The organism is Euzebya tangerina (assembly GCF_003074135.1).
Taxonomy (GTDB): domain Bacteria; phylum Actinomycetota; class Nitriliruptoria; order Euzebyales; family Euzebyaceae; genus Euzebya; species Euzebya tangerina.
In genome coordinates, this window is sequence record NZ_PPDK01000001.1 from 2,316,354 (window position 1) to 2,343,274 (window position 26,921).

30 protein-coding genes and 1 other RNA gene are annotated in these 26,921 nt (G+C 68.5%); 24 read left to right on the forward strand and 7 right to left on the reverse strand.

The window, feature by feature from the left end:
• The first annotated feature begins 57 nt into the window (after positions 1 to 57).
• From paaA to paaD, 4 genes are read left to right on the forward strand one after another with little or no spacing between them, the layout of a single operon-like run.
• Positions 58 to 1,029 carry a 1,2-phenylacetyl-CoA epoxidase subunit PaaA gene (gene paaA / locus C1746_RS10660; RefSeq protein ID WP_116714572.1) on the forward strand — a complete coding sequence of 324 codons (972 nt, stop codon included), beginning with the start codon at positions 58 to 60 and terminating at the stop codon, positions 1,027 to 1,029.
• 1 nt (position 1,030) lies between these two features.
• The gene (locus C1746_RS10665) at positions 1,031 to 1,354 is read left to right on the forward strand and encodes a hypothetical protein (RefSeq protein ID WP_162867623.1); all 324 of its coding nucleotides are present in this window, start codon (positions 1,031 to 1,033) and stop codon (positions 1,352 to 1,354) included.
• Positions 1,351 to 2,202: a 1,2-phenylacetyl-CoA epoxidase subunit PaaC gene (gene paaC, locus C1746_RS10670; RefSeq protein WP_116714574.1), complete on the forward strand. Its 852-nt coding sequence runs from the start codon at positions 1,351 to 1,353 to the stop codon at positions 2,200 to 2,202. Before C1746_RS10665 ends, paaC begins: the two co-directional genes overlap by 4 nt.
• Entirely contained in the window at positions 2,199 to 2,708 is a 510-nt protein-coding gene (gene paaD, locus C1746_RS10675; protein WP_162867624.1) for a 1,2-phenylacetyl-CoA epoxidase subunit PaaD, read from the forward strand. Before paaC ends, paaD begins: the two co-directional genes overlap by 4 nt.
• Here paaD and C1746_RS10680 read toward each other — a convergent pair.
• Entirely contained in the window at positions 2,695 to 3,396 is a 702-nt protein-coding gene (locus C1746_RS10680; RefSeq protein WP_162867625.1) for a ceramidase, read from the reverse strand. The genes paaD and C1746_RS10680 overlap by 14 nt on opposite strands.
• A 115-nt stretch (positions 3,397 to 3,511) precedes the next feature.
• On the opposite strand from C1746_RS10680, the gene C1746_RS10685 reads away from it, so the two are divergent.
• The 4 genes from C1746_RS10685 (at position 3,512) to C1746_RS10705 (ending at position 7,467) form a co-directional block, all read left to right on the forward strand.
• Positions 3,512 to 5,065, forward strand: a complete 1,554-nt coding sequence (locus tag C1746_RS10685; protein WP_116714577.1) for a DUF389 domain-containing protein — start codon at positions 3,512 to 3,514, stop codon at positions 5,063 to 5,065.
• A 53-nt stretch (positions 5,066 to 5,118) separates the two neighbouring features.
• A complete protein-coding gene (locus C1746_RS10690; RefSeq protein WP_116714578.1) occupies positions 5,119 to 5,475 on the forward strand; it encodes a phage holin family protein in 357 nt (118 codons plus the stop codon).
• A 26-nt stretch (positions 5,476 to 5,501) separates the two neighbouring features.
• Entirely contained in the window at positions 5,502 to 6,269 is a 768-nt protein-coding gene (locus tag C1746_RS10695) for a deoxyribonuclease IV (RefSeq protein WP_116714579.1), read from the forward strand.
• Positions 6,270 to 6,597: 328 nt separating this feature from the next.
• Complete coding sequence (locus tag C1746_RS10705; RefSeq protein WP_116714581.1) at positions 6,598 to 7,467, forward strand: HNH endonuclease signature motif containing protein; 870 nt, start codon at positions 6,598 to 6,600, stop codon at positions 7,465 to 7,467.
• Between the two features lie 63 nt (positions 7,468 to 7,530).
• Here C1746_RS10705 and C1746_RS10710 read toward each other — a convergent pair whose 3' ends face one another.
• Positions 7,531 to 8,196, reverse strand: a complete 666-nt coding sequence (locus C1746_RS10710; protein WP_116714582.1) for an SIMPL domain-containing protein — start codon at positions 8,194 to 8,196, stop codon at positions 7,531 to 7,533.
• 126 nt (positions 8,197 to 8,322) lie between these two features.
• Here C1746_RS10710 and ftsE point away from each other — a divergent pair, with 126 nt between their 5' ends.
• The 9 genes from ftsE to C1746_RS10755 all read left to right on the forward strand — a co-directional run bounded on the left by ftsE (position 8,323) and on the right by C1746_RS10755 (position 16,581).
• A complete protein-coding gene (gene ftsE, locus C1746_RS10715) occupies positions 8,323 to 9,009 on the forward strand; it encodes a cell division ATP-binding protein FtsE (protein ID WP_116714583.1) in 687 nt (228 codons plus the stop codon).
• 2 nt (positions 9,010 to 9,011) lie between these two features.
• Positions 9,012 to 9,890, forward strand: a complete 879-nt coding sequence (ftsX, locus tag C1746_RS10720; RefSeq protein ID WP_116714584.1) for a permease-like cell division protein FtsX — start codon at positions 9,012 to 9,014, stop codon at positions 9,888 to 9,890.
• 87 nt (positions 9,891 to 9,977) lie between these two features.
• The gene (locus C1746_RS22495) at positions 9,978 to 11,318 is read left to right on the forward strand and encodes a murein hydrolase activator EnvC family protein (RefSeq protein WP_205711808.1); all 1,341 of its coding nucleotides are present in this window, start codon (positions 9,978 to 9,980) and stop codon (positions 11,316 to 11,318) included.
• A 67-nt stretch (positions 11,319 to 11,385) separates the two neighbouring features.
• Positions 11,386 to 12,753, forward strand: a complete 1,368-nt coding sequence (locus tag C1746_RS10730) for a S41 family peptidase (protein WP_116714585.1) — start codon at positions 11,386 to 11,388, stop codon at positions 12,751 to 12,753.
• 99 nt (positions 12,754 to 12,852) lie between these two features.
• Complete coding sequence (gene smpB, locus C1746_RS10735) at positions 12,853 to 13,323, forward strand: SsrA-binding protein SmpB (protein ID WP_116714586.1); 471 nt, start codon at positions 12,853 to 12,855, stop codon at positions 13,321 to 13,323.
• 6 nt (positions 13,324 to 13,329) lie between these two features.
• On the forward strand, positions 13,330 to 13,857 hold the full coding sequence (locus C1746_RS10740) for an NfeD family protein (protein WP_116714587.1): 528 nt from the start codon (positions 13,330 to 13,332) through the stop codon (positions 13,855 to 13,857).
• Entirely contained in the window at positions 13,857 to 14,876 is a 1,020-nt protein-coding gene (locus C1746_RS10745; RefSeq protein WP_116714588.1) for an SPFH domain-containing protein, read from the forward strand. The genes C1746_RS10740 and C1746_RS10745 overlap by 1 nt, the downstream gene beginning before the upstream one ends.
• Positions 14,876 to 15,478, forward strand: a complete 603-nt coding sequence (locus tag C1746_RS10750; protein ID WP_116714589.1) for a DUF2510 domain-containing protein — start codon at positions 14,876 to 14,878, stop codon at positions 15,476 to 15,478. Before C1746_RS10745 ends, C1746_RS10750 begins: the two co-directional genes overlap by 1 nt.
• Before the next feature lie 11 nt (positions 15,479 to 15,489).
• Positions 15,490 to 16,581, forward strand: a complete 1,092-nt coding sequence (locus C1746_RS10755; RefSeq protein ID WP_116714590.1) for a class I SAM-dependent methyltransferase — start codon at positions 15,490 to 15,492, stop codon at positions 16,579 to 16,581.
• A 29-nt stretch (positions 16,582 to 16,610) separates the two neighbouring features.
• On the opposite strand, the gene C1746_RS10760 is transcribed toward C1746_RS10755, so the two are convergent.
• A complete protein-coding gene (locus tag C1746_RS10760) occupies positions 16,611 to 17,189 on the reverse strand; it encodes a TetR/AcrR family transcriptional regulator (protein ID WP_116715671.1) in 579 nt (192 codons plus the stop codon).
• 64 nt (positions 17,190 to 17,253) lie between these two features.
• On the opposite strand from C1746_RS10760, the gene C1746_RS10765 reads away from it, so the two are divergent.
• Together C1746_RS10765 and C1746_RS10770 are read left to right on the forward strand one after the other, a co-directional pair.
• Positions 17,254 to 17,994 (forward strand): type 1 glutamine amidotransferase domain-containing protein, encoded by a 741-nt coding sequence (locus tag C1746_RS10765; protein WP_116714591.1) that lies wholly within the window; start codon positions 17,254 to 17,256, stop codon positions 17,992 to 17,994.
• A 49-nt stretch (positions 17,995 to 18,043) separates the two neighbouring features.
• A complete protein-coding gene (locus C1746_RS10770) occupies positions 18,044 to 18,622 on the forward strand; it encodes a GrpB family protein (RefSeq protein ID WP_116714592.1) in 579 nt (192 codons plus the stop codon).
• Between the two features lie 20 nt (positions 18,623 to 18,642).
• Here C1746_RS10770 and C1746_RS10775 read toward each other — a convergent pair whose 3' ends face one another.
• A complete protein-coding gene (locus tag C1746_RS10775) occupies positions 18,643 to 20,001 on the reverse strand; it encodes a hypothetical protein (protein ID WP_116714593.1) in 1,359 nt (452 codons plus the stop codon).
• Positions 19,998 to 20,576: an RNA polymerase sigma factor gene (locus C1746_RS23210; RefSeq protein ID WP_414627969.1), complete on the reverse strand. Its 579-nt coding sequence runs from the start codon at positions 20,574 to 20,576 to the stop codon at positions 19,998 to 20,000. The genes C1746_RS10775 and C1746_RS23210 overlap by 4 nt, the downstream gene beginning before the upstream one ends.
• Between C1746_RS23210 and C1746_RS22965 the strand changes: the two genes are divergently transcribed.
• From C1746_RS22965 to C1746_RS23215, 3 genes are all read left to right on the forward strand, one after another.
• On the forward strand, positions 20,517 to 20,642 hold the full coding sequence (locus tag C1746_RS22965; RefSeq protein ID WP_276309966.1) for a hypothetical protein: 126 nt from the start codon (positions 20,517 to 20,519) through the stop codon (positions 20,640 to 20,642). The two genes, C1746_RS23210 and C1746_RS22965, sit on opposite strands and share 60 nt — an antisense overlap.
• Positions 20,643 to 20,729: 87 nt before the next feature.
• Entirely contained in the window at positions 20,730 to 20,963 is a 234-nt protein-coding gene (locus C1746_RS22030; protein ID WP_162867627.1) for a DUF2191 domain-containing protein, read from the forward strand.
• 17 nt (positions 20,964 to 20,980) lie between these two features.
• Entirely contained in the window at positions 20,981 to 21,400 is a 420-nt protein-coding gene (locus C1746_RS23215) for a type II toxin-antitoxin system VapC family toxin (RefSeq protein ID WP_414627970.1), read from the forward strand.
• Here C1746_RS23215 and C1746_RS10790 read toward each other — a convergent pair.
• Entirely contained in the window at positions 21,322 to 22,287 is a 966-nt protein-coding gene (locus C1746_RS10790) for a hypothetical protein (protein ID WP_116714596.1), read from the reverse strand. The two genes, C1746_RS23215 and C1746_RS10790, sit on opposite strands and share 79 nt — an antisense overlap.
• A gap of 185 nt (positions 22,288 to 22,472) precedes the next feature.
• Here C1746_RS10790 and ssrA point away from each other — a divergent pair.
• Together ssrA and C1746_RS10800 are read left to right on the forward strand one after the other, a co-directional pair.
• Positions 22,473 to 22,829: a transfer-messenger RNA gene (gene ssrA / locus C1746_RS10795) on the forward strand.
• An 80-nt stretch (positions 22,830 to 22,909) separates the two neighbouring features.
• The gene (locus C1746_RS10800) at positions 22,910 to 25,177 is read left to right on the forward strand and encodes a protein kinase domain-containing protein (protein ID WP_116714597.1); all 2,268 of its coding nucleotides are present in this window, start codon (positions 22,910 to 22,912) and stop codon (positions 25,175 to 25,177) included.
• A 7-nt stretch (positions 25,178 to 25,184) separates the two neighbouring features.
• Here C1746_RS10800 and C1746_RS10805 read toward each other — a convergent pair whose 3' ends face one another.
• Entirely contained in the window at positions 25,185 to 26,918 is a 1,734-nt protein-coding gene (locus C1746_RS10805; protein ID WP_116714598.1) for a hypothetical protein, read from the reverse strand.
• Between the last annotated feature and the right edge of the window lie 3 nt (positions 26,919 to 26,921).

Below are 26,921 nucleotides of genomic sequence, written 5' to 3' on the forward strand. Positions count from 1 at the left end.
TTCTGCGGACACGGGTAGATTCTGTAACACGACAAAGCTGGACGCAGGAGTTGGACAATGAGCACCACCGCACCACCCGCTGAGACGACCGCCGAATCCCTGTCGGAGGAGGACCGGACCACCGCATTCGTCGAGCACGTCCAAGGCGGCGGGCAGATCGAGGCTGATGAGTGGATGCCGGAGGAGTATCGCCGGCTGGCCATCAAGTTCATCGAGATGCACGCCAACTCCGAGATGATGGGCGCTCTCCCCGAGCGGGAGTGGATCGCGCGGGCTCCCACACTCCGCCGCAAGATGTCGCTGACCGCCAAGGTCCAGGACGAGGTGGGCCACGGCCACATGATCTACCGCGTCGCAGAAGACCTCGGGAAGCCCCGTCCGGAGATGCTCGCCGACCTCCTGGCAGGGCGGACGAAGTTCCACAACGTCTTCCACTACCCGACCAAGTCCTGGGGTGATGTGGCGGTCATCGGCTCCCTGGTCGACGGGGCGGCGATCATCACCCAGACGGCGCTGCTGACCACGTCACTCGCCCCCTACGCCCGCGTCATGAAGCGGGTGTGCGCCGAGGAGAGCTTCCACCAGCGACACGGCGAGGACCTGCTGCTCGAGTTGGCCTCCGGCACGCCCGAGCAGCGCGAGATGCTGCAGGAGGCGGTGGACCGCTGGTGGGTGCCGATCATGCACTTCTTCGGCCCGAAGACCCCGGCCGAGAAGGACCGGCTGCTGTACTGGCGCATCAAGACGGAGACCAACGAGACCCTCCGCCAGCGCTTCTTCGACCGCTACGTGCCCAAGCTGTGGGATCTGGGCATCACCATCCCCGACGAGGCGCTGTCCTACCATCCTGCGGCTGACGAGTGGACCTGGACCGAGCCGTCATGGGACGAGCTCCGCGAAGTGGCCCGCGGGAACGGCCCGATGACCGCGACCCGGTTGTCCTGGCGGATCTGGATGACCGACGCCAATGCCTGGGCCCGCGAGGTCATGGACCTGCCGGCTCTGGCAACCGCGCAGGAGGCTGCCTGAGATGAGCCGCTTCCCCGTTCTCCAACGACGGCGTGAGGACTCCGACTGGGAGACCGTCGGCTACGTCCACGCCCCCGACCGCGAGATGGCGCTCGGCTTCGCCCTGCACTCCTTCTTCCGCCACGGCGAGGGCGTCAACTGCGCCATCGACGACGGCGGTGAGATCGTGACGGTCACCGATCCACGCGACGTGGTCGCCCACACCGACAAGTCCTACCGCGTCTCGGCCGGCTACCCCCTCGGGCCGAAGCGACGCAAGGCCGAGCAGCGCATCGCTGAACTCGGCGTCCGAGTTGAGGGTGTCCGACCAGGTGACGACGTATGAGTACCGTCACGCCAGTTGATCCCGCGCCGCGTGAGGCTGCCCCCCGTCTCACCAACGTTCCTGCCGCGACCCGGCCCGGGTGGACGCCACCCGACGACCCGCGCCTCGCGTTCGTGCTGTCGATGGCCGATGACGAACTCATGATCGGGCATCGCCACGCACACTGGACCGGGGTTGCACCCACGCTCGAGGCGGACCTTGCGTTCTCCTCGCTGGCGCAGGACGAGATCGGACACGCCGCGATCTGGTACGGCGTCGCCGAGGAGCTGACCGGCCAGGACGAGGACACGCTGGCCTTCGGTCGCGCCCCCGCCGCCTACCGGCACGCGACGCTGCTCGAAGCCGAGCCGGGCGATTGGGCGTTCACGTTGGTCCGTCAGCACGCCTACGACCTCTTCGACCACCTCCGCCTGGACGCGCTGACCGACTCGGAGGACGCCTCCATCGTCGGTGTCCTGGGCCCCATCCTCCGCGAGGAACGGCTGCATCGGGCGCACGCTCGCGCGTGGCTGTCCCGCGCCGTGGAGGGGTCGGCGGTGGGCCGCGACCGGGTCCTGGCGGCAGCAGACCAGGTGTTGGGCCAGGCAGGCGGGCTGTTCGAGACACTTCCCTGGGAGGAGGAGCTGGTCAAGGACGGCACCCTGCCGCTGATGATGGGCGACCTCCGCGAGCCGTGGATCGCCGCGCTCCGCGAGGACTACGACAGCTTCGGCATCCCCGAGGCGGTGGACGGGCTCGACCTGGCCGGTGGCCTCGGCGGTCGGCAGGGGACCCACACCTCGGTGTTCCTGCCGCTGTGGCAGGAGATGACCGCCCTGTTCCGTGACCACCCGGGAGCGACGTGGTGAGCAGTGACGTGGTGAACGAGACGGCCATCCTGGAGGAGGTTCGCGCGGCCGTCGCCGGTGTCGAGGACCCGGAGATGCAGCCGATCACCGTCGGTGAGTTGGGGATGCTGGTCGAGGTGTCCGTCGACGGCCCCACCGCCGTCGTCGACATCATGCCGACCTTCACCGGGTGCCCGGCGACGGCCTACATCGGCGCCGATGTCGAACAGGCCGCGGTGGCCGTGGAGGGGATCGATCGGGCTGTGGTCCGCTGGCGCCGCGATCTCTCATGGGGCCCGGAGCGGATCACGGAGGCCGGCAGGATCAAGCTGGCCGAGACCGGCATCGCACCACCCGGCTCTGGTCAGACGCAGCAGAACTCGCTGCTGGGCATCGGCGGCGTCCGCTGCCCCTACTGTGGGTCACGGAACACCAGGGCCGACTCGCCGTTCGGCTCGGCCCCCTGCCGCTCGACGCACTCCTGTCGGGACTGCAAGACACCCTTCGACGCGATCAAGCCGATCTGACGTCCGTTCCCTCCCGCGCCTCGGCACGCAGGATCGTGGTACCCCAGAGCCACAGGACGAGCGCCGCGCCGAGGTGCCAGACGCCGTGTAGCTGGAGCAGACTGTCCGGGTCGCAGACCGGTCCACCCGTTCGCCCGAGGATGTTCAGGGCCGCCGCGGGGAGGAGCACGCCGAGGACCCGCTTGGCCGGCCGGGTGAGACCCAACACACGTGGGCCACTCACCGAGCGCCGATCTGCCACAACCGTGAGCACCACAGCCGCAGAGGCGAACAGACCCGCCAGGAGCTGACCCCACCGCGGTGTGACGATGGTCAGCCAGCTCGAGACGGCGAGCAGGACGCAGAGCACGACCGACCGCGATCGCCGCGTCCGCAGACCCAGGCGGTCCACCTCGACGAGCACGATCACCAGGAGCACACCCACGATCGGCACGTCGTGAGCGGGCGCGGCCCACTGGGGCTGCGGGCCGTGGTAGGCAACGCTTCCCACGCCGACGCCGAGGACGAGGAGCGCGTACGCGACCTTGGTGAACGAGGTGCGCCGGTCCCGACCCAGGGTGGGAGCCAGCAGCAGGAGGCCGGCCACGATGAAGGCCAGACTGGTGATCGCGTTGACCGGCTGTGCGAGCAGCCCGCTCTGCGCGATCGCCTCACAATCACCAAGGCCCAAGTCCCGCACGCCGGTCACCGGCCCAGCGGAGGGACGAGGTGGTCGGACTGGACGTGGTGTTCCGACTGAGAGCCCATCAGGTGCCTGGCAGTCTACGGCCCGCCGACGTGGGGCTTGACGGCAGAATGCGGCCATGGACGCCAACCGCTCAGCGCCGATGATCGAGGACCCTGATCACCACCCTCGGGTTCTGCTCCGTCAGCCGATGGCCTGGATCATCGCCGGCTTGACTCTTGCCGTGGCCACCCAGACGACTGCCGGACCGGACCCGGAGCGGCTCGCCGTTGCCTTCGCGGTCGCAGGAATATGCCTCGTCTCGGCTGGCCTGCCCGACCGGTTGGTCAGCGTGACGGCCGCCGGTGCACTCTCTGTGGCAGCGGCGATCGTGGTCCGCACCGGAACCGATGTGCTGCTGTGGATCTCGTTGGCGCTGGCTGCCGCCCTGGTCCTCGGGGGCCTGTGGCTGACCGTCTGGCATCTGCGCGGGTCCAACCGGGGGGTCCGCCTCGTGCTCGGCTTGTTGATGCTCGGATCCGGCCTGCTCCTCGCGCTGTTCAACCGTCAGGTGATCTCGCTCGGACTCACCTTGATCGGCGTGCTCGTCGTCGCCGTACTGGTGGTCGGTCTCTATCGGGCCTGGCAGGACCACGACCCGTCGGAGCACCTGGGACTGGTCACGGTGGTCCGAGCCGCCGAGACCTGGTTGGCCGAGCGGCCGGCCGACGCCGACGATCCAGCGGCCGTTCGCCGGAAGCTCCTCTTCGAGGGCCGCGAACGACGACGACGGACCATCAGGTTCACGATGTTGATGGTCTTCGCGTCAGCCATCGCCTCGCTCGGGGTGCTGACGGACTCGACGGCCGTCGTCATCGGCGCGATGCTCATCGCCCCCTTGCTCACACCCCTCATGGGTATGTCGCTCTCACTGGTCAGCGGGTGGGCGCGACCACTCGCCGACACGGCCCTGGTTGCACTTCTGGGCATCGTCGTCGCCATCGTGGTGGGGTTCCTCCTCAGCGCAGCAGGTGGTCAGGGGGTGGACGTCGCCACGAACGGACAGATCACGTCGCGCGTCTCGCCCACACTGCTCGACCTGGGCATCGCGATGTTCGCCGGTGCAGCGGGCGCGTACGCGTTGTCACGCCAGGACGTCGCCGACTCACTGCCCGGCGTGGCCATCGCGATCGCACTGGTCCCGCCCTTGACGGTGATCGGCATCGCGCTCGAGCAGGGCGAGGTCGGCGATGCACTCGGCGCGACGCTGCTGTTCGTAACCAACGCCCTCGCCATCCTGGTCCTCGGGGCGGTCACCTTCGTCCTGACGGGCTCCGCCGTCGCGGCACGACCCAGCGAGGATGGGCCGGACGTGCGCACCTGGGCGCTCGGCGTCGCCGCTCTGGGCGTCGTCGTGTTCGGCGGCTTGGCGCTGAACGGCTTCCTGCAGAACACGCAGAGCTTGATCGAGGCCGATGTCGCAGAGGCCACCCTTCAGTGGCTGGCCGATCACGAGGACCTGGAGCTGGACGAGGTGGTCCTCGATGGCGGGCAGATCATCGTCGTGCTCACCGGGCCGACCGAGCCGCGGAACGTGGAGGTTCTGGTCACCGAGGCAGAGGCGGTCAGCCCTGACACCTTCGAGATCGACGTGCGGCTGAACGTGCAGCAGCGGCTATCCGGTGATCCGTGACCGTCCGGAGGTGATGGGTACATCCCCGCCGCTCGGGTGCGAGGCTGGCTGACATGAGGTGGATTCTCGTCAAGGTCGCCATCAACGCCGCCGCGCTCTGGGCAGCTGCGGCTCTGGTCACTGGCATCGAGCTCACGTCGGAGTTCTGGGGGGTGGTCGGTGTGGCCGTCTGGTTCGGCCTGGTCAACGCCATCATCAGGCCGGTCGCGAGGTTCCTGTCGTTCCCCTTCCTGATCGTCACGCTGGGCCTGTTCACGCTGGTGATCAACGCCGCGATGCTCCTGCTCACCGACTGGCTCTCCGTCGGCTTGCAGGTCTCCGGCTTCACCACGGCGCTGCTCGGCGCGCTGGTCGTCTCCCTCGTGAGTTGGGTGCTCTCGGTGTTCCTTCCGGAGAAGGATCGCGACTGACCGGTGCGGCCTGGTAGTCGTGGGGCATGTTGATCGGAGCCCACGTCGACCAGGCCGACCCGCTCGGCACCGCGTCGGAGATCGGTGCAGATTGCGTCCAGATCTTCCTCGGCAACCCGCAGGGGTGGAAGCGGCCACCGCCGCGTGAGGATGCCGAGCAGTTGGCCGCCGCCGAGGTGCCGATCTACGTGCACGCGCCGTACCTGGTCAACGTCGCCAGTGCCGAGAGCCGCATCCGAATCCCGTCCCGCAAGATCCTGCAGCAGCACTGCGATGCAGCTGCGGCCATCGGCGCAGAGGCAGTGATCGTGCACGGCGGGACGGTCACCGGCGACGAGGACGTGGCCGAGGGATTCGACCGCTGGCGCAAGGCCCTGGTCCAGCTGGACTCAGAGGTCCCCGTCCTGATCGAGAACACGGCCGGCGGGGACAACTCCGTCGCGCGGCTGATCGAGTCGATCCGTCAGCTGTGGGACGTGATCGGCGACATCGAGGTCGCGGGCCGGACACCGGGGTTCTGCGTGGACACCTGTCACTCGTGGTCGGCGGGGCTGGACGTGGTCGCCTCCGTGGAGGAACTCATCGACATCACGGGTGGGATCGACCTCCTCCACTGCAACGACAGCCGCGACGAGCAGGGCTCCAGCCGGGACCGCCACGAGACGTTGACCAAGGGGCAGATCCCGGACGAGCAGATCCTCCAAGCTGTGCGGGTCGCGGGGGCGCCGGTGATCTGTGAGACCCCGACCGAGTCGGTGGCCGACGACATCACCTGGCTTCGGGAGAACCTCTGATGTGAGCGAATACATGTTCGTTTAACGCCATCTAGCTCCAGAGGATGATTGGACGCGTGGATCAGGCGGGAGAGGTAGCTACATCAGTGGCACAACTCCAAACGTCTTGCGGCCGGTTTCGACCCTGATGCCATCCCCACGGCCGACGTCAGGGGCACTCTCGCTGACCTCGGTCATGCCAAGCGGCTCATCGATGGCATGTTGACGCTGCTGGCTCGTCGAACCGTTGAGACCATCCTGAACGCCGACGGTCGGACAGCAAGCCGCCGGGCCGCTGAAGCATTGGCACGGACGACCGGGGACCACGACCAGCCAGGCCCGCACGGCCATGCAGACCTCAGAGCGCCTGGCCGACCAACCCGACGTCGGCGACGCCGTCCGGTCCGGTGAGCTCTCCGGGCAGCAGGCCGACGCGGTCAGCGACGCGGCCCAGGCTGACCCGGACGCAACGACCGAGCTGCTGGCGGCGGCGAGTAGCCAGTCGCTGCAGGACCTCCGTCGCACCTGTCGGGACCACAAAGCTGCAGCCGACCCCAATCCCGATCGCACCCGTCAACGGCACTACCAGAACCGGTCCTGTCTCACGTTCACCGAGTCCGACGGCCAGTGGCGGGCCATTCTGTCCGGCCCCTCCGACTTCGGCGCCCGCTTCGAGGCCGCCGTCCGAGCCGAACACGACGTGCAGTTCCGCATCGACGCCGAAGCCCTTCGGCGCGGCTCCGTCGAGCGCGGAGAGACCTGCACCATCGCCGGTGTCGGTCGGGTCAGCCTCTCCGCGGTCAAACGATTGATCCCCGACGCCCACCTGGCCTACGTCATCCGCGATGCCACCAACATCAGCGTGGCCCACCTCGGCCGACAAGCCACCGCCCACCAACGCACCGCGCTGGCGGCCCGCGGCTACGAGTGCGAAGTCCCCACCTGCCGGGCCACCCACCTCCTGGAGATCGACCACATCCAGGACTGGGCCTTCTCCAAACGCACGGCCCTGGACCAACTGGCCTGGCTCTGCACCCACGACCACGAGCAGAAATCCCGCGGCACCCACCACCTCACCGGCCCACCCGGCAACCGAACCTGGCGGCTCACTGATGGCATAGCCGTCAGCCACGGCAAGCCAACCAGACCCACGACGCCCACACAGCGGCGGCAGGCCCCAACGGACCGAGCTGGACCGCGTCAGCCAGCCCTGATCTGAACGGCTGGTGTCCTCCGAGGCGTGGCCATCGTCAGGCGGCCCCGGAACCGCCATCTGGCTTGGTCAGGCCAGGTCGAACTGCGCCTCCACAGTCACCGAGATCGTGATGGGCTCCGGTGTGATCCGGATGGCGGTTGGGGGCTCCTCCTCGCCGCCAGACACCGTGCCGGCACGGCTCGCAGACATGAACGCTTCGGGAGCACGCTCTGGTCCTTCCGCTAGGCGAAGGCCGGGCTCGGCGATCCAGACCACACGACCGACCTCGACCCCAAGCCCCGCCGCGTAGGCCGCTGCGCGCCGCCGACAATCCGCCGCCGCAGCCGCTCGGACGTCGTCCCAACCCGGTGCGTCCGGCTGGATCCGCCAATCCGGCCCGGACACCCGCACGTCATCAAGGCCCGCAAGTGCCGAGAACAGTCGGGTCAGCCCGTCAGCCTCCGGCGCGCATGCCAGTGTGGTCTGACGGGTGGCGCTGTACCCGACCAGGCGACGGCCGCCGCTGCGCGGGAACTCGTACTCGGCCGTCGTGCGCAGCGACGTGGTCACCGCCTGTCGCACCACCTCCTCCCGCTCGTCCGCCACGATCCGGTCCACGACATCTGACTGCTCAGCACAGCGGCGGACGGCGTCGGACTGCTTCGGGGCGCGGGCGTGGACGATCACCGACACGCCGGCCTCGGTTGGCGGCAACTGGGCCTCCGCGTGGCCTCTGACGATGATCTCAGCCATGGTTGAATGCTAGGACGGGCCGAGGTTGTGGGGTGCCGATCGGCCATTGGCCCACCTCACGGCCGTGTGCCTCCTGCGGTGTTACGTTCGGCTGGTGAGCCCTTCCCAACCTGCTCGCGTCCCTTCATGATCAAGTTCGACAAGGTCTCGAAGACCTACAAGCAGACGATCCGCGCCCTCGACGATGTCACCCTCGAGATCACCAAGGGCGAGTTCGTCTTCCTCGTCGGCGCCTCGGGGTCCGGCAAGAGCACCTTCATCAAGCTGCTGCTGAAGGACGTCGCACCCGACTCCGGCGAGATCGTCGTGGCCGGCAAGCAGCTGAACGGCATGCGCCCCTGGCGGGTTCCTGCGTTCCGGCGTGAGCTGGGCTGCGTCTTCCAGGACTTCAAGCTGCTCGAGTCAAAGACCGTGTTCGAGAACGTCGCTTTCGCCCAGGAGGTGACCGGCAAGGTCCCCGGGCAGATCCGCGTCGACGTGCCCGACGCTCTGGAGGTCGTCGGTCTGTCGCACAAGCACGAGGCGATGCCGCACGAGCTCTCCGGCGGGGAGCAACAGCGCGTCTCGATCGCCCGGGCCATCGTCAACCGGCCGCGGATCATGCTGTGCGACGAGCCCACCGGGAACCTCGACCCCGAGACCTCCGTCGGGATCATGAAGCTGCTGGACCAGATCAATCGGGCGGGCACGACGATCCTGATGGCCACGCACGACTCCCACATCGTCGACTCCATGCGCAAGCGTGTGGTCGAACTGCAGGATGGCCACATGGTGCGTGACCAGGTCCGCGGCACCTACGGGTACGCCGGCTGACCATGCAGACACGCTGGCGCTATCTGTTCGGCGAGGTGGGGATCGGCCTTCGCCGCAACCTGCTCATGACCCTCGCCACGATCCTCACGGTCACCGTGACCGTCACGATGGTCGGTGCAGCCCTGCTGGTGCAGCGGCAGGTCACCAAGGCCCAGGACGTGCTGTACGCCGATGTCGAGGTGTCGATCTTCCTGACCGACGACGTCACGCCGGAGCAGCGCACGACGCTGGAGGAGGATCTGCGGGGGACCCCGGTCGTCGCCGACGTGTTCTACGAGTCCAAGGAGCTCGCCTTCGAGAACGCCCAGCAGATCTTCGCCGAGGAGCCGGTGGTCCTCCAGGGACTCAGCCCCGATGTACTGCCGGAGTCCTTCCGCGTCTCGCTGACCGATCCGGAGGAGTTCGACGTCATCGCCTCGCAGTTCTCCGGGCGACCGGGGATCGACGTCATCCAGGACCAGCGCGACGTGCTGGACGAGTTCTTCGCGATCATGCGAAAGGTTCGGCAGTTCGTCCTCTACGTGGCGGTCCTGATCGCCCTGGCCGCCACCGCGCTCGTGGCCACGACCATCCGGCTGACCGCCTTCGCCAGACGTGAGCAGACCGCGATCATGAAGCTGGTGGGGGCCACCAACTGGTACATCCGTCTGCCGTTCGTTATCGAGGGGATCACCGCCAGTGTGATCGGTGCCCTCGGTGCGTTGGCTCTGCTGTTGCTCGGCATGCGCTTCTACGTCCAGGACCTCCGCGAGCAGATCGAGTTCCTGCCGTTCATCGGCGCGACCGACGTGTGGGCGGTGTTCCCGATCCTGCTGATCGGCTCGGTCGTCGTCGGTGCCGCCGTCAGCGTGCTTGCGCTTCGACGCTTCCTGGCGGTCTGAGCCCAAGTGCGCCCACGCTGGTGGCCGGAGCCACCTCGTCCGAACGTCCACGCCACGCAGAGCGAGCAGGCGTTACGCTACGAGTCCGTGATTTCGGCTCTTCCCCAGGGCGCGCTTTCCCGTGTGCTCACCGTTCTCGCGCTGGTCGCCCTGCTGATGCCTGCGACCGGCGCCCGTCCGGTGTCCGCGCAGTCCCAAGCGGACCTCGACGAGCTGGAAGGCCAGATCGAGGAGCAGGAGGAGCAGGTCCAGGCCATCGACGGCCAGATCGAGATCTCCATCGCCCAGCTGAACGAGATCATCGGCGAGCAGCGCGAGCTGCAAGCACAGCTGGACGCCCTCAACGACGAGCTGGCCGGTGCGCAGACCGAGCTCGACAACCGGGAACGGATCCTCGCCGCCACCACCGCTGAGTTGGAGGCGACAGCGGCCCGGCTGGACCGCACGCGGGACGAGCTGGTCGACCAGCAGCAGACGCTCGAGGACCGCGTCCGGCAGTCCTACATCTCCGCGCGGCCCGACTCCGCCTTCCCGCTGATCGCCGTCGGTGATGCGGCGTCGTTCACCCAGGCGACGACGTACCTGCAGGCCATCCAGAGCCGTGACCGTGCTGGCTTCGAGCAGGTCGCCGTGCTGGAGACCCGCATCGCGGCCGACGAGGCCGAGCTCGAGCGGCTGCGAGGCCGGCAGGACGACGATCGGGCAGCTGCCCAGGTCGAGCGCGACCGCGTCGCCGGTCTGGTGGCCCAGCAGGAGGCACTGGTCGCCGAGGTGCAGCAGCGCGCTGCCGACAAGCAGACCGTGCTGGCGGGCCTCGAGGCCGATCGGGACACCGCCGAGGCCCTGATCGCGGAGTTCGAGGCCGAGTCCGCCGAGATCGAGCGCGAGCTCGCCGCAGCAGCGGCAGCCGAAGAGGAGCGACGTCGGCAAGCAGCCGCAGCCGCAGCGGCAGCGGCATCATCGAACGGCTCTGGCTTCACCAACTCCGGCGGCTCATCAGCGCCGGACGTGGTCAGCGGCGGCGGAAGCGCCGGTGTCTCGACCGGCGGCCGGTTCATCCTCCCGGTCGGCGGTCGCATCTCCTCGGAGTTCGGGTACCGCGTCCACCCGATCTCCGGGTCGACCCGCCTCCACGCCGGCATGGACATCGCCGCGGGCACCGGGACACCCATCGGAGCTGCCGGCTCCGGCACCGTCATCTTCACCGGCTGGCGCGGCGGGTACGGCAACACGGTCATCGTCGATCACGGTGGTGGCATCACGACGCTCTACGCCCATCAGTCACGGATCGGTGCCAGCGTCGGCCAATCGGTCTCGACCGGCCAGGTCATCGGCTACGTCGGCTCGACGGGCTACTCCACCGGTCCCCACCTCCACTGGGAGGTCCGCGTCGGTGGAAGTCCGACGAACCCACGCGGCTACATCTGATCGGCGTAAAGAGTCCCTCAAGCCACCCGCGGGCCCGGGCGGGCACTGGCAGGCTGGCTGAGACGTCATGACCGACCATGAACCCTCCGCGCCTCCGCCTCCACCTCCGCCGCCCCGCGGTCGGTGGGGTCAGCCGCAGCTGACAGCGCCCGTCCTGGGGCCGGACGGGATGCCGGCTGACGAGAACTCTGGCCACGCCACGCCCGAGCCGGGGACTGCGCCGGAGGCAGGGCCCGCCGGGTTCGGACCAGCGCCCGGGCGTTCACGACGCAGTTGGAAGATCCGGCTGCTCTCAGTGGGCATGATCCTGTCGATCCTGGCCGGTGCCGGGATGGTCGGGTACCGGCTGGGCCAGGACAGCGCACGGGATTCCGTGCCGGCCGAGATCGCCAACATCCCGTTGCTGCTGGACCTGATCGAGCAGGATGCCGTGGACGCGGTGCCGCAGGAGGAGTTGGTCGACGCGGCCATCGAAGGGGTCCTCGAGCAGCTGGACGACCAGTACGCCGTCTTCTACGACCCGGAGCGCTATCTGGCCATCAACGCCGACCTGGACGGCGAGTTCGTCGGCATCGGCGTGACCATCGAAGAGCAGTCGGACGGCGTCTACATCACCGGTGTGCTGCCCAGCTCGCCGGCCGAGGACGCAGGCATCGAGGCGGGGGAGCGGATCGTCTCCGTCGACGGGACCAGCACCCTGGACGGCGCCACCAGCGGTGATGTGATCGAGCTGATCGCCGGCGAGGAGGGGACGCAGCGGGTCCTGGTCCTCGACAGCGGTGAGGCGGGAGAGCGCGAGCTGACCCTGACCCTCCGCGAGCTCGATCTGCCGCAGGTCTTCGCCGAGGTCCGGGACTCGGGCTACGGCTATGTGGCCGCTGCAGGCTTCTCGCGCATGGTGGCGGAGCAGATGGAGGAGGAGGTGCAGGGGATGCTCGACGCGGACGTCCCCGGCATCGTCCTCGACCTCCGCGGCAATCCGGGCGGGCTGCTGAACGAGGCCGTCGAGGTCGTCTCCCTGTTCGCCGAGGAGGGTGAGGTCGTCAGCGTCGAGAGCCGGGGCGGGTTCGACGAGCGAGACGTCGACGGCAACGCCATCGCCCCGAACGTGCCGCTGGTGGTCCTGGTGGACGGCAACTCGGCGTCGGCCTCCGAGATCGTGGCCGGGGCCCTGCAGGACCTCGACCGCGCCGAGATCGTGGGCGAGACCACCTTCGGGAAGGGGACCGTCCAGACGATCCAGGACCTCGCGGGCGGCGCGGGTGTGAAGTTCACCACGGCACGCTACTTCACCCCGAGTGGCGACTCGATCGAGGGGGTCGGGGTCGAGCCGGACATCCAGGCGGAGGGAGACCGGGATCCGGAGTCGGAGACGGATCCGGTGTTGGACGTGGCCGAGGACGTCCTGGCCGATCTGGTGGCCGGCGACAACTAGCCGGGAATTGCGCACGATCGGGGCCTAACCCACATATCGGCCGGTTCGTGCACGATCGTGTCGCCCATCGAGCTGGCGGGCCCCCGATACCCTGGGGGCATGGCCCGCAAGCAGCCGTCCAACGACACCATCGCGGTCAACCGCCGTGCTCGGTTCGACTACACGATCAGCGACACCTACGAGTGTGGGATGGTGCTGCAGGGGACCGAGGTCAAGAGCCTGCGTGCCGGGAAGGCCTCGATCGCCCAGGCCTTCGCAACCGTTCGGGGCGGTGAGTTGTGGCTCTACATGGCCGAGATCGCCGAGTACGAGTTCGGCAACATCAACAACCACGAGCCCCAACGCCGCCGGAAGCTGCTGGCCCACAAGCACGAGATCAAGCAGATGACCGACTTCACCCAGGAACAGGGGCGCACGCTCGTCCCGATGAAGCTCTACTGGAAGGACGGGCGTGCCAAGGTCCTGATCGGCACCGGCGTCGGGAAGTCCACCGTCGACAAGCGGCAGGACCAGGCCAAGAAGGACGCGAAGCGTGAAGTCGAACGAGCCCTGAAGGCGAGGAGTCGATAACGAGGGATGATCCAGTGGCTGGCGGTCGTGCTCTGGGGGCTGACAGCCCTGATCGCTGGCGGAGTCGCGGTCCGACGCGGACAGACCCCGGTGGATCAGCCGCTGCTCCCGGCCATCGCGCTCGGAGCCCTGTTCGGGTCCGTGGGGGCCGGCGTCGGCCTCACGACCACCCTCCAGTTCGCGGTGGCCGCGGGCGTTGCCCTCGGCCTCATCGTGCTGCTGTGGCGCTGGCGCACCCTGATGATCGAGGACAACCTCCCGCCCGGCGTCGGAGGCCGTCGGCTGATCGGGGTTGACGGCCGAGTTGTCGCCGCGATCCGTCCAGAGGAACCGGGCACGATCCGGGTCGGCGAGGAGACCTGGCGAGCCCGCCTCGCAGCGGGCGCCCCTGGCGTGGTCACCGAAGGGGCAGCCGTTCGGGTCGTCGCCATCGAGGGCATCCACGTGGTGGTCTCTCCGCTCGACGAGCAGTCGGTCCCGATCACCTCGCCCCACGAACCACAACACCAATCACCTGAAGATGGAGGTCAGTGATGCCATTCATCGTTCTCGGCGTTCTCGCCCTAATCCTGATCCTGGTGGCCACCCGAGCCGTCAAGATCGTCCGACCCTACCAACGTGGGCTGGTCGAACGCTTCGGTCGCTACAAGGCCACCAGGGATCCGGGCTTCAACGTCATCATCCCGTTCGTCGACACCATCGAGTTGATCGACATGCGGGAACAGGTCGTCGACGTCCCCCCGCAGGAGGTGATCACCGAGGACAACGTCGTCGTGTCCGTCGATGCGGTCGTCTACTACGAGGCCACCGACCCCAAGCGGTTGGTCTACAACGTCGCCGACTTCCTGACCGCCATCACCAAGCTGGCCCAGACCAACCTGCGAAACCTGGTCGGCGACCTCGAGTTGGACAAGGCGTTGACGTCGCGGGACCGGATCAACACCCGGCTGCGAGAGGTGTTGGACGAGGCAACCGACAAGTGGGGCGTCCGGGTGGTCCGGGTTGAGATCCAGCGGATCGACCCGCCGTCGGAGGTGGTGGAGGCCATGCACGCCCAGATGCGCGCTGAGCGTGACCGACGCGCGACGGTCACCGAGGCGAATGGGTACCGCGAGGCCGCCATCGCCCGGGCCAACGGTGAGAAGGAGGCCTCCGTCCTGGCCGCCGAAGGTCGCAAGGAGGCGGCGGTCCTGGATGCCGAGGGTGAGGCGCGCGCGATCGAGTTGCGGGCTGATGCTGACAAGCTTCGTCTGCAGCGCCTCGGCGAAGGTGAGGGCGAGGGTGCCCAAGCCCGACTGACGGGGATCCGCGAGGCCGGGGCCGACCAGGCAGTCCTGACCGTTGAGTACCTCTCCGCGCTGGAGCGAATCGGCGATGGTCGCGCGACCAAACTGGTGATCCCGGCCGAGTTCCAGGGGCTGCTCGGGACCGTCAAAGCCATGACGGAGATGGTGCGGGACGGCGATACGGAGGAGGTGCGGCCCAAGGAAGGCCTGCCCGTGCCTGACGCCGATGAGCGCGTCGATGGACTGCGACCCCCGGTCGACCACTGATGGCCGGCGTTGCAGGACGGTCGCGGGTCGTCACCCGCGCCGACGCGCCGGCGCCCGGCTGGTACCCCGACCCCAGCCAGCCGGCACGCCTGCGCTGGTGGGATGGAACGGACTGGACGGATCACCGTCGCGTCGGTCCGGCGACGCTCTCGCTGGACCACATGCCGGGGGCGGGCACTGAACGGTCGACGTCGGAACAGGGGTCGCGCGGCGGCTCGTCCTCGGGTGCGCTGGGGATGGCGACGGCGACGGGTCTGCGATCGGGCCTGAAGACGGAGGCCCGACGCCAGTCGTCCGGTGCCTCGTCGGGGGATGCCCCGTTCACCAAGAACGACGCCAAGGCGATGGTCAACGACCTGAAGCGGTCGACTCGCGGTGAGCTCGAGCGGGCGACGAACCAGCTGACGAAGCAGGCCAGCGACCTCCGCAGCCAGCTGGAGCCGCTCATCACCGAGTACGGCACGAAGGCGCTCCGCTGGGTTCGCCGCATCGGGGTGATCCTGGCGGTCTTGTACGTCGCGTACCTGATCATCTCGGCGCAGGTGCAGACCTCCCTCGTGGAGTGGGTCGGTGACCGGCTCGACGCGCTGCTGAGCGAGTAGGGTCACCGCCGATGGGTCGTGACGTGGACGTCTCCCCGGTCCAGGCGAAGGACCGCCGCGAGGCTGGTGATTTCGCCCGGTCGCTGGTCGGCCACCTCTCATCGGCGATGACGGTGAACGCCCTCAGGCTTGGCCAGCTGTTGGGACTGCTCGAGCCCCTCACCAACACCTGGATGACCGTCGCGGAGTTGGCTGTGGCGACCGGCACCCACCAGCGGCACCTGACGGAGTGGGCCGGCCTGCTCACGACGGCGGGGGTCCTGGAGGCCGACGAGAGCGGGGCTGAGGTCCGCTTCCACTTGCCGACTGCACATGCGGCTGCGCTGACGCTCCCCACGCCGTACAACATCAGCCCGATGGTGGCCATGGCCACCACGTCGGCTGCCACGCTCGAGGCTCAGGCGGAGACCTTTCGGACCGGCGGCGGGATCGGGTATGCGGACCGAGTACTGGATCCGGACATCACCGTGGACGCGCTGACCCGGAACCGGTACGACGCCCTGCTCATCGACAGCTACCTCGGGCAGGTCGATGAGCTGACCGCTCGACTCACCGAGGGGGCGCGGGTGCTCGAGCTCGGCTGTGGACGAGGCCATGCGTCCCGGCTCATCGCGAGGGCATTCCCCGCCTCGACCGTGGTCGGGCTCGACATCTCCGAGGCAGCGATTCACGCGGCCGGGGCCGCGGCAGCCGAGGCGGGCCTGGCCAACGCGAGCTTCGTGGTCGGCTCGGCCACCGAGCCCCCATCCGGCCCCTGGGACGTGATCGTTGCGTTGGACGTCATCCACGACCTGGCGGAGCCCTTCGCGGCCCTGACAGCCACCCGGGCAGTGCTGGCCGATGACGGACGGTTCGTGATGATCGACTCGGGTGCGCCACCAACCCTTGCCGAACGGTCCGAGCTCCCGTGGGCCCCGATGATGTACGGCGTCTCGCTGGCGCACTGCATGTCGGTGTCGCTGGCTCAAGGCGGGGAGGGCCTGGGGGCCATGTGGGGCCGCGAGGCGGTGCAGGACGCGCTCGCACGTGCGGGTTTCCAGGACGTCGCTGCGCATCAGCTCAAAGGCAACCCCATGGACCTCATGTACGTGGCGTCGCGCTGACGTCGACTGGGGAGGCGAGCCGCTCGTCGTCAGACGGACCCCCCGAGGCCCCGCCAGATCAAGGTGGCCGTGCGGGTCGGCCAGTGCTCGTCGACCGGTGTCCCCGCCAGCCGCTGGCCGTACAGGGACCCCGTGCACGTCGCGGCGGCGTGCTCCAGGTCACCGGAGGCGTCGAGCAGGCCCAGCTCGACAGCACGGCCGAGGATGTGCCGTAGCCGATCACGTCGTGGGGTGACGATCCGACTGCGGTAGAGGTCGAGCAACTCCCCGCCCTCCAACTGCAGCATCGCCCCGACCAGGGCGACGCCGCCGGGGCGGGTCACACCGTCCGCGAAGGCGGCGAGTTCAGCGATCAGGTCCGCGTGGGGGTCCTCGGTGTCAGGCCGGTCCGCTGCTCGGGACATGCTGGCGATGGCCGCGGTGGCGAGGTCCGCCTTTCCCGACCATCGTCGGTAGACGGCCTGGCGGCTCGTCCCGGCGGCCTCGGCAACGGCGGCGACCGAGAACGCGTCGTAGCCACGTTGTGCCAACTGATCCTGAGCGGCCTGCAGGACCGCCACGTCGATCGAGCTGTCACGGGGCCGGCCTGCGTGAGATCTGTGCTGCATCTTCACAGTCTATCGCTAGTATTACGCAACAGTAGTGTAACGATACGACCCACGGGAGTGTGTGATGGCTGGATCAGGTGGAGAAGACGACGGACGAAAGCGGGTTCTGCTGGTTGCCTCGAACCCGGCGGTCTCGGACCAGACCGGGTGGCCCATCGGCTTCTGGTGGGCCGAGCTGGTGCACCCGTACTGGGCCTTCGCGGAGGTTGGGTACGACATCGTGATCGCCAGCCCCGATGGCGGGAGCCTCCAGGCCGACGCCTACTCCGACCCGGAAGACGAGTCCGGGTACAGCGCCCATGATTTCCTCTCCCTCGGCTTCAAGCACAGTCCGCGACACGCGCAGTTGTTGGAGGACACGCCGGCGCTCGGCGACCTCGACGTGTCGACCTTCGACGGGGTGCTCTTCATCGGAGGGCAGGGCCCGATGTACACCTTCATGGGCTCTGCTGTGATAGCCGAGACCCTTCGCACCTTCTACGAGTCAGGAAAGCCGACCGCGGTGATCTGCCACGCGACGTGTGCACTGCTCGAAGCCACTGACTCGAGCGGCGAGCTGATCGTGGCCGGCAAGACCTGGACTGGCTTTGCCAACAGCGAGGAGCAGTACGCCGATCAGGCCGCCGGGCAGCAGATCCAGCCGTTTCGCATCGAGGACCGCGCGGCCGCCATGGAGAGCACGAACTTCATCGTCAACAAGCCGTTCGCGTCGTTCGCCGTGCAGGACGGCAACCTGATCACGGGTCAGCAGCAGAACTCCGGGACTGCGGCCGCCGAGCTGGTCATCCGCGCGCTGGGCGTCTGAGCCAGGACCGCGATTGACGTCCGGCCGGAGGTGCGGAGACTCGCAGGTCATGGACGTCGACTGGGACTCGCCGACGACGTGGCCCGACTGGCTGACGGCACCCATCACGCTCGCCGAGCCCGACGCTCGCTGGCTCCGGGCGGGCGGCGCTGAGGCCGCGCGACTCACCCATCTGCTCGGCGACATGGCCGACGGGCCGGTCGAGCACATCGGCTCCACTGCCGTGCCAGGACTACGTGCCAAGCCAGTCCTCGACTTCGCGGTCGCCAGTGCGCAGCGGGATGCGGCCGCGGAGTGGATGGCAGCGGCTCTCGGACCGGACTGGGTGCTGGTTCCCGACAGGCTGCACCCACTCCCGGTCCGTCTCCTGATCCGGGTCGTGGACGACCGCCGGCACACCCACCTCCAGATTCTCCACGCGGGCGATCCACATCTTGAGCGGCTGGTCGGCTTTCGTGATGCCCTTCAGGCGGACATCCAGGCCAGGCGGGCCTACGAGCACGTCAAGAATGCAGCGGCCGAGGCCCATGGCGAGGACCGTGCCCGCTACACGGCGCGGAAGGCCGAGATCGTCGCCTCGATCTTGCGAGGCGTCGGGATCGAGCCGGCAGAGGAGCACGTCGTTTGATCCACCGACTCCGCCTACTCCTACGACAGGGTGGTGGCGTCGGCGACAGACCAGCCCCCTGTTGCCTGACCACCGATGACAGCGATCTCCACACGACGCTCAGCTGTCGTCAGCGTGACTAGGGTGAGGGGTTCGGTCGTGGCGGACTCGACAGGGCCCATGATGGACTCGACCGTTGAAGTGCCGTCCTCGATCGTTGGGATCCCGAAGCGGTCGGTGAAGGCGTCCACGGAGAAGCCAGGCATCACCCCACCGGCCGTCAGGGCCACCAATCTGTCCGCGTCACCAGCGTCGTAGGCGGCGAGCCACGCAAGGGCCACTCCCTCTGCCGAGTCCAGTCCGGCGCTCGGGCTGGCTGCCAACTGACTGCACGCTGGTCGAGAATCGTCAAGTCGCTGGCTGGCCCGCGGGATCAGTTGTGGCTCTTGTATGAAGTCAGCGTCATCTGGCGAGGCCTGCGACAGACTGCTCAAGACACCAAATGGCGCCGCCGAGCGGCTGAAGCCAGAGGGCGAGCGCCACCACACCGCTATGCCAGTCGCCCGTAGAGCTTCGTCCACGTAGCCGATTGGCGCTGACTTATCCACGCACCCATTCGCATCCGCCCGCATGACGGGGTCGTCAACGTCCTGAGCCGTCGGCATCTGCCGGCTCTCACCATTGTCGTCCGGATCAATCGAAGCAGCTATCGCTACCTGGAATGGCTCTAGGGAGCCGGTCATCCTTGCCGCAAGCGAATCGCCGGGCGGACGGAGGACAACCGCCACATTGTCCTGGACGCGCGCGCTTGTGTCCCCGATCTCGACGCTGGCGACACCATTCGGGACGATGGCCGCCCACACGTCCGGGGCGGGGTCGTAGTCGCCGTCAACCAACTCCAACGGGAGGTGGCCACGCAACTCGAAGACAGCCTCCGTGGCGCAGGCCCCCGTCAACCCGTCTGCCACGCCGGTGACAAGGAGACAGATCGCGTCGGATGCGTCCCGAGTTACGTAGAAGGACAGACCCTCAACCGAGGTGGCCAGACGCATGTCGGGCTCCTCTGGCAGCAATGCCGCTGCCCAGGACTGGGACGCCTCGGGAGGCGGCACATCGTCCGCGTCGGCGGCGCGATCGAGCACGTACAGCGGCCCGTCCGGATCGGCCGCTGCCGAGCCGGACCGCATGTCCAGTGGTTCGGCGATCTGGCCAGGTCCGCGACTGAGCAGCAATGTTGCCAGACCCACGGTGAGTAGCGTCGCGACCAGGACCAGCGGAGCCGCGGGCGGCACGCCTCGCCGACGCGACCGCTCCCAGGCCGCATCCAGCTCCAGGGGTCGCGACGGGCTCGGAGCCGCCAGGTGGAGTCGACGACTGAGGTCGTCCTTGTTGGTGTTCATCGGTCTGCTCCTTCGTCTTCCAACGCCTTGCGCCCAGTGATGCCGGCGGCGGGCTCGCTGGCGCTGTTCGCGGTGGTGCTACCGCCTAGTTGGGGTGGTGTGGAAGTCGCCTGCCGGTCGCCGTTGACCGGGACGTCGGACCGGGTCTCGACAAGGCGTGGCCGCAGTCGTGCGGTAGCGCGGGAGAGGCGGCTACGAACGGTGCCTGGGGCGATGCCGAGTTCATCGGCGATCTCGACGGAGGCGAAGCCGAGGTGATGTCGCATGATCACGATCCGCCGGTCAATCGGTGCCAGACGTTGGAGTGCACGCTGGGGGTCCACTGAGTCGGACCGATCCGGTGCCGGACAGACCTGGGAGTTTGAGGACGTCAGCAGCCGCCGGGCCGCCCGCCCGACCGCGTTACGTCGATGATGGGAGCGGGCTCGATTGAAGGCGACGGTGAACAGCCACCGGTCGGGACGGCGCATCTCCCGGACGGCGTCCCAGCGTCGACACAACTCCACCACAGCGTCTTGCGCGAGATCTTCGGCGAGGTCATGATCGCCGCAGAACAGCCCGAGGGCGCCGACCAGTCGGGGGTGTACCTCCTCACAGAACGCAATGAGGTCGGGCGGGGTCCGGGAGATGTGGCCATGTGAGGTGCAGACGCACGACCACCCTCGGGTGTTGCAGAATGAGGTGTCACCTCGCTGCCCATATTTATGGGTTGCAGTATCGTAGGCGCTGTGAAGACCACGGTTGAGATCCCCGACGCGCTGTTCGCCGAAGCGAAGCTGGAGGCCGCCAGGCGGGGTGTCACCTTCAAGGCACTCATCGAGGAGGGTCTCGTGCAGGTACTTCGACCGGACGGGGCTGGTCACGACTTCACTCTCCCGGATGCCTCTGTCGGAGGTCGGGGAGCGAGGGAATGGCATTCGTTGTCGCACGATGAGCGACTGGCCCTGATCTACGACACGTGATCGCCGTCGATACCAACGTGCTGGTCTACGCACACCGGTCAGACTCGCCACTTCATGCGCAGTCGGCTGCCGTGGTGAAACGCCTGGCCGAGGGCGAAGGCCGATGGGCCATACCGTGGCCGTGCATCCACGAGTTCTACTCGACGGTGACCCATGCGAGGATCTACGACCCGCCGTCATCCCCATCTCAGGCGGCCGACCAACTGGACGCTTGGGTCGGCTCGCCGACGTTGCGTCTGCTGGGGGAGGGTCGCGACCACCTGAGGCGGCTCGTCGACTTGGCCATGGCAGCGGACGTGAGCGGCCCGCGGATCCACGACGCCCGCATAGCCGCCATCTGCATTTCCCATGGTGTGGATCACCTCGTCACGCTGGACCGGGACTTCTCACGATTCCAAGGTCTGTCACTGCGGAGCCCACTCGATCTGGCGGACTGAGCAGCGCGGACCAGCGCCCAGGCGAAGACCAGATAGCCCGCGAGCCAGCCGCCACCACCCAGCAGCGCCTGGGTGAGGTCCCCGACGGTTGCCGGATCACTGACCAGCTCGATCAAGCCGTAGGTCAGGCCGGCAGCCAGTGGCACCAGCACGAACAGGCCGAACCGAGCCCAGCGAACCGGCTGCTGCACGCTGAGCAGGGCCAGACCCTCCCCCCGAAGCCGAGTCAGTCCCCAGTGGCACAGGCCCATGAGCGCCGGAAGGAGGCCGATGGCGATCGGCGCCTGAACCGCGATCGTGACGAACGAGAAGAGCGCTGCCACCCCGAGCACGACGCTGTGCCGCCGCGAAGGCGAGGACGTGGGCACGGGTAGGACGGCCAACACGGCATGGCCGGCGGCCAGCACAGCCGTGCCCACCGAGATGGCGACCCCGAGCTGCAGCGTCGACCAGTCGATCTGCTCCGGCCCGTCGGCCAGCCACCACGTCGGCCACCAGGCTCCGAGGAACACGCCCAGCCCGATCAGCCATCCCGCCAGGCCTGCGGCCGACCCGTCCCGCAGGCGCCGACCGATCACCCACCAGCAGACCATGATCGACATGAGCATGTGCCACGCCAGCGAGGTGTAGGAGACGGTGAACACGGGCGCCTCGTACAGGACCGGCACCAGCAGCCCCTCCACCGCGAAGCCGAACACAGCGCCGGCCAACGCGACCCCCGGCAAGCTGTCGACCTGATAGTGGCGCAGTGTCCAGAGGAAGCACGCCGTGGGAAGGGCGTAGAAGGCGATCAGGGCCGGGCTGACAGCGTCGATCGGGTAGTACAGCAGTTCACTCACTGCAACGAGTGCCGTGGCCGAGGCAACGAGGGAGAGGATGGTTCGCATGGTGTGACGCTAGGAGCACGGGATCGCCCGCACCTCCGGCGAATCCCCGGACCCGACCCGGATCTGGCCCTGAGAAACTGCCCCGTCCCACGGGCGCTGGTACGGTGAGAGGCTCCTCCTCGTCAGTTGACAGGACGAGGTGGGCTTGACAACTCCACAGCGCGTTCACGCACAACTCCCCTCTCGGGGGCGACTGGTTTCGACGGGTGTCGATCGACCGCGAGAGAGCGAGCCGAGGATGTAGGGCTGCCTCGTTAAACCGCTCTACAACACATATGTGCTGAAGATAACTTCGCACTGGCAGCTTAACTAAGCTCCTGTCCGCCCGAGCCACCGCCTGAGGCAAGGGACCGGGCAACGCAACCAGGCTCAACCGCCGGACCGTCTCTCATGGGTTCGGCGGGACACCTAATCGTGAGGTACGGCGGACGGCAGGTCTGAGCCAAGGATGCCCCCGCCCGACAATCATCTTGGTTCTACGCTCGTAGCGCTCTCGGGGACGAGACATTCGGACGGGGGTTCGACTCCCCCCGCCTCCACTGGTCTTTGGCCGTGCCTACGGTCCGATGACGACTTGGTGTGGTGAGTGGACGCGCTTGGCGTTGCTGGTTACACCTATTCCATGGACGCGCTGCCAGCCGGGACTCTTCTCGGCAACTACCGTGTCCGGCGGGTTGCCGGGCGTGGGGCTGTCGGCGTGGTCTACGAGGCCGAGCACATGGTGTTGGGCCGCACGGTCGCGGTGAAGATGCTGAACCCGCGGCACGCCGACCAGACGGTGTTCCGCCAGCGATTCACCCGGGAGGGACGGGGCGCGGCCTCTGTCCAGCATCCGAACATCATCACCGTCTTCGACGCCGGTGAGCACGATGGCCGTCCGTACCTGGTCATGGACTTCGTCGACGGTCCCGACCTGGAAGAGGTGCTGGCCAGCCGCGGCGGTCGGTTGCCACCCGGAACGGCCCTCGGCATCTGCCGTGCCGTCGCCGATGCCCTCGACGCGGCCGCGAGCCAGGGCTTCGCCCATCGCGACGTCAAGCCGGCGAACATCCTGCTGGAGCAGTGGGGGAGCGGTGAGGACGAGGCGGCCCTGATGCCGCCGCACGTCTACCTGACGGACTTCGGGCTGATCAAGTCCTCCGGCGAGGTATCGGTCACCCAGACCGGCAGCTTCGTCGGAACCCTGCTGTACATGTCGCCGGAGCAGATCCAGGGCGGAGCCGTCCCGGCCAGCGACCAGTACTCGTTGGCGTGTGTGCTGTGGGAGTGCTTGACCGGCGCGCCACCCTTCAAGCCCGAGAACGACGAACCGCTGTCCCTGCTGTCGGCCCATCTCCACACGCCCCCGCCCGTGTTCTCCGAGAGTCCCGGGTTCGGCGCGCACGCCATGCTGGACGCCGTCTTCCGGCGGGCTCTGGACAAGGACCCGGATGCTCGATACGACAGTGCCGGACAGTTCGTCGACGCAGTGGCCGCGGGGCTGAACGCACCCGACTCCACGGTGGTCTTCCCCGTGATGGAGCCGACTCCACCGCTGCCGCAGAACCTCCCACCGGAGCTCCCACCCGACAAGGAGATCGTCGAAGCGTCGGATGGTCCGGGCGTACCGCCAGCACACTCGACCGAGGAGTCGTCACCCCCGGCGTCGGACATTTCGGCGGCCCGGACCGAGGAGCGTGCCCGGCCGCCGTCGATGGTGCCGCCGCCAGCCCCACTCTCGGGTCCGCCGATCGCTCCACCGGTGGCTTCCTACACCGCCGGAGAGCTGCCGGCTGAGGGCACCCATCGCCCTCGTGACCCGGCACGACGGAGGGTCTTGGCGCTGGTTGCCTCGGCGGTGGTGATCGCCGGCGTGCTGGCCGCCCTCGCCCTCCGCCAGACCGCTGATGAGCCGACGCCAGCCCCCTCGCCGGTTGCCGCAGCGGCACCGGCGACCTCGTCTGGGCCGAGTCCCTCCGTCGAGCCAGTTGCCACCTCGGTCGAGGCAACCGCGACCCCGGTCGTCGCATCGGCCACCTCGCCGCCCGAGCCCACGTCGCTCGCTGACCAGGGTCGGATCGCCTTCGTCGGCGGCGGCGACATCTGGGTCAGCCACGTCGACGGGACGGCGGCCATCAACATCACCGAGGGAGCGTACGAGAACCCGGCCCAGCCGGCCTGGCGACCAGGGACGCAGTCGTTGGTGTTCTCCTCCGAGGTCGGCCTGCAGTTGGCCGATCTGTCGGGCGGGGATGACGCCATCACCATCGCAACGCTGACGAACAACGGCCGACACTCCGACCCGGCCTGGTCGCCCGATGGCACCCGCCTGTTGGTCAGCGTCCCGGTTGAGGGAGACGACCGCGACCTGGCCTTGCTCGAGCCCGGCGGCACGCCGCAGCCGATCGGCTTGGTCCAGGAGTTGGAGGGAGAGCGGGATCAGGTGCTGGCCCAACGACCGACCTGGCAGCCGGATGAGAGCCTCATCGCCTTCCAACTGACCGACGATGACGGGCCGCGGATCTGGATCGCCTCACCCGACGGATCGAATCCTGCTCCGTTGACGGGAGCGCCCGAGGGCCGGGCGTACCACCCGGCGTTCCAGCCGGGAGACGGAGCAACGCTGCTGTTCAGCCACACCCCCTCCGACACCGGAGTGACCGAGCTGTGGCGCGCCGACCTGAACACCTTCGAGGTCAGCCGCCTCGATACCGAGGACGGGGTCGATGTCGAGAACGCGGATTACTCCCCCTGCGGCGATGTGGTGGTGACCGAGGTTGGGACGGGGGACATCGACGAGTTCGGGCTGGTGGCTGCAGATGGGGCCATGGAACCCGCGGTTCGGATACCGGCTCCGCCCTCGGTGAACGGCATCACCGACCCGGCGTGGCAGGGCCAGAGCTGTCCGTAGGTCGCGGTCAGAACTTCTGCAGACGGCGCTGGACCCAGCTTCCCAGCGAGACTGCGACGGCGACCGCCCAGACCATTGCCGTCACCACGGAGCCGGCGTCCAGCCGGCCCTGCGTGGTCACCACCGGAACCAGCAGGCCGATCAACGCGAGCAGCGGGCCTCGCAGCAGGTGGAAGGCGAGACGGCCGTAGCCGGATCCACCGCTGTACAGCCATAAGCCATCGGCCGGCGGACCGGAGGCGGGCACGGCAGCGGCCGAGATCAGGATCGTGGTCATCGCAGCCGTGACCAGGGGTGACCACGGCCCCAGCGCAGCTGGCAGCCAGCCCACCGTGGCGAAGATCGCGACGACGGCCGTGGCGAGGACCCAGAGCACCACAGCTGGGACGGCGAGGTGGGCCGGTCCGACTGTCGTGACGGGCTCGGGGAGCGTTCGCAGGGCGAAGCGCTGCTCATCCTCGACCCGCAGTGGCTCGATGATCACACCGGCCGCCGCGTAGGCCAGTCCGACGGCCAGCGGGACCGCCAGGAGTCTCGGGTCCAACTCCCCCTCCGCCAGTGCCCCGCCGGCCATCGAGGCAACACCCTCGATCCCGGTGCCGAGGGCCGCAGCTGCACCGATCAGCCACAAGGCGGCCTGCACGATCCGCCGAGGCTGCCGCAGCAGGACCGTCAGGCCGATCCACGGGATCAGCAGTTGTCGGCGTCGAGGCATCGGCAGGCGTCGTCGCGACCGGCCGATCAGTGCTCGGACCACACGATCGCGGGCCTGCGCGGCGCCGCGGAAGTCGGCGAAGTACACGGCGGCCGCGGTCACCTGAGCACTCGTCGCCGAGCGGCGGCGCAGCTCCTCGAGCGGCACTGCGCCGGCACGCCGCCAGGCCATGGCGACCAGAAGGACGGCGAATCCGACGAGAACGCCCGCCGCGATCACGCCGGGCAGCTGCTCGACCACGACCCCGGACCCTGCCCGCAGCCGGGTCGACGCTTCCTCCGGCGCGTGGGCCGATCCGAGCAGCGCAGCGGTGGCCCAGCCCCAGGGACCACTGGCCAGCGTCGCCCGCACGACCGGGCGGCCAGGAAGGGCTCCGAGCGACACCAGCGCCAGAGCTGCGCCGAGGATGATCAGCAGGGGGCCGCCAGCTCGCACGAGCAGGCGTGCCGCCGACCGGTGGACCTCGACCAGCCAGCCGAGCGACGCCAGCAGCAGCCCGTAGGCCGCGCCACACGCGGCCGCCGTGCCGAGCAGTCGAGCGGCCACGCCGGGATCCTGCGCATCCAGCCCGATGGTCAGGAGGTAGCTGACTGCCAGACCGACCATGGCCAGCGCACCGACGACCGCGGCGACCACGAAGGCTCGTCCGAGTCGAGGGGTGATCAGACGGCGACGCGCGAACGGCAGGCTGAACAGCCACGCGACGTCGGCCCGGGCCACCACCACCGGGCCGGTCCAGGCCGCCAGGCGGAGTCCCGCGATGGTGAGCATCGCGAGGGCGATCGGCAGAGCGGCGGCGATCCGGTTGTCCAGCGCTGCGATCTGGTCGGCCGGCATCCGGCTGACGAAGTCGAACGCCTGGGTGACGCTGTAGACCAGCGGGATGCCGATGAACAGCGCCAGATAGGCCTGGTACAGCTGGTCGCCCAGCGTGGCCTTCCGATGCCGGTCCTGGACCCGCTTGCGCAGCCGGCGGGTGTCGGCGAGGACGGCATCGGGGTTGGTGAACTCGGCCAGCGTGCTCATCGA